Raw genomic sequence first — 5,622 nt, 5'->3', positions numbered from 1 at the left:
TTACAGCGCCGATGGTACTGCAGGGGGGACCCTGTGGGAGAGTAGGACGCCGCCGAACAATTATTCAAAAGGGTTGGGCCCCGAACTTCGGTTCGGGGCCCAACCCTTTTTTGTTTCCTGTCACTTGGCGTTCACGTGGCGCAACGAGCATCCCTGCCATGGGTACTGCTGCACTGCTCAGGGCCGCCGGCGTCGGCGTCGGTGACGAGGTCGTCGTCCCCGCCTTCGGCAACGTGGAAGTTGCCGAGGCCGTTGCCGCGGCAGGAGCACTGCCGGTCTTCGCCGACATAGATCCGGCGACGTACTGTCTCGAGGCGGCCGCCGTGGAAGGGGCCGTAACTCCGAGGACCGCGGCGGTCGTTGTCGTCCACCGCTTCGGCCGGCTCGCCGACGTCGGGCCGTTGCACACTCTCGGCCGGCGGCACGGACTGCTGGTGCTGGAACACGGGGAGTCCGACGCCCCGTACGACGAGATGGCGCAGCGGCGCGAGCGGGCCGCGTTCCTCGACACCAGACTCAAAGGAGTCCGCACGCCGGAAGGCGGGGTCGGACACACCTACCAGCAGTACGTCGTCCGCGTGCCCGGGAACGGGCGGCCCGACCGGGACGCCTTCGCACGGGCCCTCCGCGCCCGAGGCGTTGACTGCGGGGTGCCGGTGAAGACACCCGTGCACCGGCTGCCCGGATTCCGGCGGTGCGTGTCCCTGCCCGAGACCGAGCGGGCCGCCGACGAGACGCTGGCACTGCCGGTGGAAGCGTCCCTGACCAAGAGGGAGATGCAGCGGATCGTCTCCGCGTGCAACGCCCTCGGCGGACTGCTGGCGCCGGCCCTGTGAGCACGGTTGGGAGCACGGGCCTGTTCGGGGTATGATCTATTCCGTTGCCGCGAGGGAAACCGAAGCGGACAACAGGCCCCTATAGCTCAGTCGGTAGAGCGTCTCCATGGTAAGGAGAAGGTCAACGGTTCGATTCCGTTTGGGGGCTCCGACAGAAAGGCCCCGCCCCTTCGGGCGGGGCCTTTCTCATGCCGCCGGTGTCCACCCTCGTCGGGATGTCTTCACACGTCCTGCTGCAGACCCGGGACACGCATGGCCAGGATGGCCATGTCGTCGGACGGGGCATCGGAGGCGAAGCGCTCCACCGCCCGCATGATGCGGGCCGCGACCGCGCCGGCGGTCAGCCCCGTACACGTCGTCAGGACCTCCGCGAGGCCGTCGTCACCCAGCATCCGCGGACCCTCACGGCGCTCGGTGACACCGTCCGTGACACAGAGAAGGACGTCACCCGGATCCAGGACGACCGTCTCCTCGTACAGCTCCAGGTCCTCCAGCACACCCAGCAGCGGCTGGGGCTCGGCGGCCGGTTCGACCGTGCCGTCCTGACGGAGACGGAGCGGCAGGGGGTGGCCCGCGCAGACCACCTTCAGTTCCGCGCTGCCGTCCTCCTGCGGGCGCATCTCGCCGTACAGGAGGGTGAGGAAGCGACTGCGGGCGCCCTCGTCCAGGATCGCCGAGTTCAGGCGCTCCAGGACCGCCGGGCCGCTCAGACCCTCGCGGGCCAGCAGACGCAGCGCGTGCCGGGCGAGCCCCGTCACCGCCGCCGCGTTCGGACCCGTACCGCAGACGTCGCCGATGGCGAAACCGTAGGCGCCGTCGCTGATCGGGAACAGGTCGTAGAAGTCGCCGCCGACCTCGTTGCCCTCGCCGGCCGCGCGGTAGATGACCTCGACCTCGACACCGTCGACCGACGGCAGCTCCGGCGGCAGCAGACTGCGCTGGAGGGACTGGCTGATCGCCGTGCGCTCCGAGTACAGGCGGGCGTTGTCCAGGGCCAGGGCGGCCCGCCGGGACAGGTCCTCGGCGAGCTCCAGGATCTCCTGACGGAAGTGCTCGTCGGTCGGCTTGCCGAGCGTCAGCATGCCGATCACGCGGTTGCGGGCGACCAGGGGCAGGACCACCGTCTCGCCCCCCACCGCGGACGCCGTGGCCAGCGTCGGACCGATCCCCGGCGTCACCTGGCGGGTCGGACCGCCGCTGAGGCCCAGACTGCGCATCGAACTGCGCAGGGCCGCCTGGTGGGCGACCTCCCCGGGCGCCGACCAGACGCGGGCCCCGGGCGTGGGCACCGGGTCGGGCGGGTCGATCTTCGACAGCAGGGACTTGATGCCGTCGATCAGCTCCTCGTCCTCGTGCAGCACATAGGACAGGTACGGCTCGGACGCCTGGTCGGCGATCGTGTAGACGGCACACCAGGTGGCGAGGGTCGGCACCGTCATCTGGGCCATCAGCGCCAGGGTCTGGTCCCGGTCCAGGGTGCCCGCCAGCAGGTCGGAGGCCTCGACGAGGAAACTGAGCGAGCCGCGGCGCAGCCGCTCCAGCTCCCCCAGGCGGGCCGACTCCACCGCGAGGGCGATCCGGTCCGCCGCGAACTGCAGGCGCAGCGCCTCCTCGTTGGAGTACCTGCCGGGTGCCTCGGCGGCGACGCCGAGCGAGCCGGTGAGACGGCCCTCGACCTTCAGCGGGACGGTGACCACGGAGCGCATGCCGGTGCCGTTCAGCAGGGGGACCGCGCCGGAGACGGCGGTGAGGTCGTCGTGGACGGCCGGCATGCGGGCCGAGCCGTAACGGCCGGGGCCGGCCTCGACGGGGACGCGGGCGAAGCGCTGGCGGGCCGAGGGGAGACCGGTCGAGGCACGGACCTCCAGCTCGGTCTCGTCGTCGGTGGCCAGCAGCAGGAAGGCCGAGTCGCCGTCGAGCATGTCGCGGGCGCGCTCCACCGTGCGCTGCAGCAGACCGTCCAGGTCGTCCGGGGCGGGGGAGCCGATGAACACCTCGAACGGGTCGGTGCTCTGGCCGTCGGAGCCGCCCGAGGAGTCGGCCGGAACGCGCAACGGGGTCTGGAGAACCGCCCGTTCGTGGTCCCGCACGAGGAGACAGACAGTTGACGGCTCACCCTCGGTGTCGCGGACCCGCAGGTGGGAGGCGTACACCGGGATGACCCGGCCGTGGGCGCCCCTGATGCCGTAGCTTCCCTCCCAGCGGGACAGGCGCAGCGCGTCGGCGATGCCCGTGCCGGTGCCCGGTGTGTGCGGCCAGGCCGCCAGGTCGGTGAGCGGCTTGCCGGTGACCTGCTCGGCCGAGTAGCCGAACAGTTCCTCCGCGTCCTCGTTCCAGGCGCTGATGGAGCCCGCCCGGTCGATCTGGACGACGGCGACCCGGACCCGGGTGTCGGCGAGCGGGAGCAGCGGGGTCGGCAGGGCCGGCCCCGCCGACCGGGTGCCGACCGCGCGTGCGGGGAGGTCCAGCTGGAACCAGACGGTCTTGTGCGTGGGCGTGTAGTCGACACCCCAGTGACCGGCCAGGGCGGCGCAGAGCTGGAGTCCGCGGCCGCCCTCACGGTCGGGGCTGCCCATGTCGACGGGTGAGCCCTGGAGCGGGATCTCCCGCTCCGGATACCGGTCGGCCACCTCGATCCGCACGCCCTCCTCGCTGCGCAGACAGAGGACGTCGGCGGACGTTCCTGCGTGCACGACGGCATTGGTCACCAGTTCGCTGGTGAGCACCACGGCGTCGTCGACGATGTCACCGAAGCCCCAGCCCTGGAGGGTGTCGCGGACGAAGGAACGGGCGCTCGCGACCGATCGCCCGAGGGGCTCGAAGCTGGCGGCCGCGCGCGCGGTGATCACAGAACTCCTCGACCGGTTCTCGACGGACATGGCTCCCTGACCGACCGGCTCGCGCCGCGGCTGCGGCAGGCTGTCGGTCGGCCGCGGGTCCGGGGGCTGTTCCCCCGGGATCAGTCCGGTGGTCATGTGTGCGGCCGCCCCTCCGATGCCCGCTCGTCTACTGGCCACCGCCCGTGCCGGGCGGACCGGCGTGGCTGGACAGCCGGATGCAAGGTTACTTACCTTCGCGGTCCGAGCGGATGCCGGTCCGCCGTGTTTCCGTCCGGAGGTGTTCGCTGCCCGGTGGGTGTGCGGACGATGTGCGAAGCTGCCGAACTGTTATGGCCTGGTTCGGCGGGGGTGAAACACTGGGCAGGCTTGTGGTGGAGGTCCGGGCAGGCCGTGTGCGCTCCGTACCGGGTGGGCAGCAGCCCTCTGGCGGCGTCGCGGAACGCCGGGCAGGACATCGCGGCAGTACGGAGAAGAGCGCGGTGGTAACGGGAACACCCCTGGCGGTGCCCGGGCACAGCGGTAATGGTCGACCCCTGCGGGAGGGACACAGTGGAGTCTGGCGCAGCGACGCGGGGCACGAAGACGACGCGCGCGAAAGGCGGACAGTCCCTGAGCAAGCCGGGAAGGGCCCGGGGCGGGACCACGACGGTGGACACCGCGTCCCTGAACCGGCTGATGACGGCCCTGGTGGCGATGCGGGACGGCAACTTCCGCAAGCGGCTCACGGTGTCCGGCGACGGCGTGATGTCGGAGATCGCGGCGGTCTTCAACGAGGTGGCCGACCGCAATCTGCACCTGACCGGTGAGCTGGCGCGGGTGCGCCGCATGGTGGGCCGTGAGGGCAAGCTCACGGAACGGCTGGAGACCGGCGCCTCCCAGGGGTCCTGGGCGACCGCGATCGACCACTCGAACGCGCTGGTGGACGACCTCGTGCGGCCGGTCTCCGAGGTCAGCCGGGTGCTGTCGGCGGTGGCCGAGGGTGATCTGTCGCCACGCATGGAGTTGCGGACGCAGGCGCCGGACGGGACGGGGCATCCGCTGCGGGGCGAGTTCCTGAAGGTCGCGCGGACCGTCAACAACCTGGTCGACCAGTTGTCGACCTTCACCGACGAGGTCACGCGCGTGGCCAGCGAGGTCGGTACCGAGGGCAAGCTGGGCGGTCAGGCCCAGGTGCGCGGGATGTCCGGCTCGTGGAAGGACCTGACGGACTCCGTCAACACGATGGCGGAGCGGCTCACGGCCCAGGTGCGCGACATCGCCCTGGTGACGACGGCCGTCGCCCGCGGTGACCTGTCGCGCAAGGTCACCGTGCACGTCGAGGGCGAGATGCTCGAGCTGAAGAACACCGTCAACACGATGGTGGACCAGCTCTCCGCGTTCTCCTCCGAGGTGACCCGTGTCGCCCGCGAGGTCGGCACCGAGGGCGCCCTGGGCGGCCAGGCGCAGGTGCCCGGGGTGGACGGGGTGTGGAAGGAGCTCACCGACTCCGTCAACACGATGGCCGGCAATCTCACGGCGCAGGTCCGCGGGATCGCCGAGGTGACGACCGCGGTCGCCAACGGTGACCTGTCGCGGAAGGTGACGGTGCCGGCCCGCGGCGAGGTCGCGCAGCTCGCCGAGACGATCAACCAGATGACCGAGACGCTGCGGATCTTCGCCGACGAGGTTACGCGGGTCGCCAACGAGGTCGGGGCCGAGGGCCGGCTGGGCGGCCAGGCGAACGTGCCGGGGGCGGCGGGGACGTGGAAGGACCTGACGGACTCCGTCAACACGGTGTTCCGGAACCTGACCACCCAGGTGCGGGACATCGCGGCGGTGACGACGGCGGTCGCCAACGGTGACCTGTCGCAGAAGGTCACCGTGGACGTGGCCGGCGAGATGCTGGAGCTGAAGAACACCGTCAACACGATGGTGGACCAGCTGTCGTCCTTCGGCGCGGAGGTCAC

3 protein-coding genes and 1 tRNA gene are annotated in these 5,622 nt (G+C 71.1%); 3 read left to right on the top strand and 1 reads right to left on the bottom strand.

Annotation, left to right across the window (positions count from 1 at the left end; translation table 11 throughout):
- Positions 1-173: 173 nt before the first annotated feature.
- Both IE118_RS33715 and IE118_RS33710 read left to right on the top strand, forming a co-directional pair.
- Positions 174-836 (top strand): DegT/DnrJ/EryC1/StrS family aminotransferase, encoded by a 663-nt coding sequence (locus tag IE118_RS33715; protein WP_189561913.1) that lies wholly within the window; start codon positions 174-176, stop codon positions 834-836.
- Between the two features lie 75 nt (positions 837-911).
- Positions 912-984: transfer RNA gene (locus tag IE118_RS33710), tRNA-Thr, on the top strand.
- A gap of 73 nt (positions 985-1,057) precedes the next feature.
- Here IE118_RS33710 and IE118_RS33705 read toward each other — a convergent pair.
- Entirely contained in the window at positions 1,058-3,811 is a 2,754-nt protein-coding gene (locus IE118_RS33705; protein WP_189561912.1) for a SpoIIE family protein phosphatase, read from the bottom strand.
- Between the two features lie 414 nt (positions 3,812-4,225).
- Between IE118_RS33705 and IE118_RS33700 the strand changes: the two genes are divergently transcribed.
- On the top strand, positions 4,226-5,622 hold a 1,397-nt coding region (locus tag IE118_RS33700; protein ID WP_189561911.1), incomplete at its 3' end, for a HAMP domain-containing protein.

This window comes from Streptomyces pilosus, from assembly GCF_014649835.1.
In the GTDB taxonomy this organism is placed as follows: domain Bacteria; phylum Actinomycetota; class Actinomycetes; order Streptomycetales; family Streptomycetaceae; genus Streptomyces; species Streptomyces pilosus.
This window is presented reverse-complemented; position numbering and strand designations above follow the sequence as displayed.

Coding starts and splice junctions, on each gene's coding strand:
- IE118_RS33705 (WP_189561912.1), bottom strand. CDS start 3,811: ATGACCACCGGACTGATCCCGGGGGAACAGCCCCCGGACCCGCGGCCG.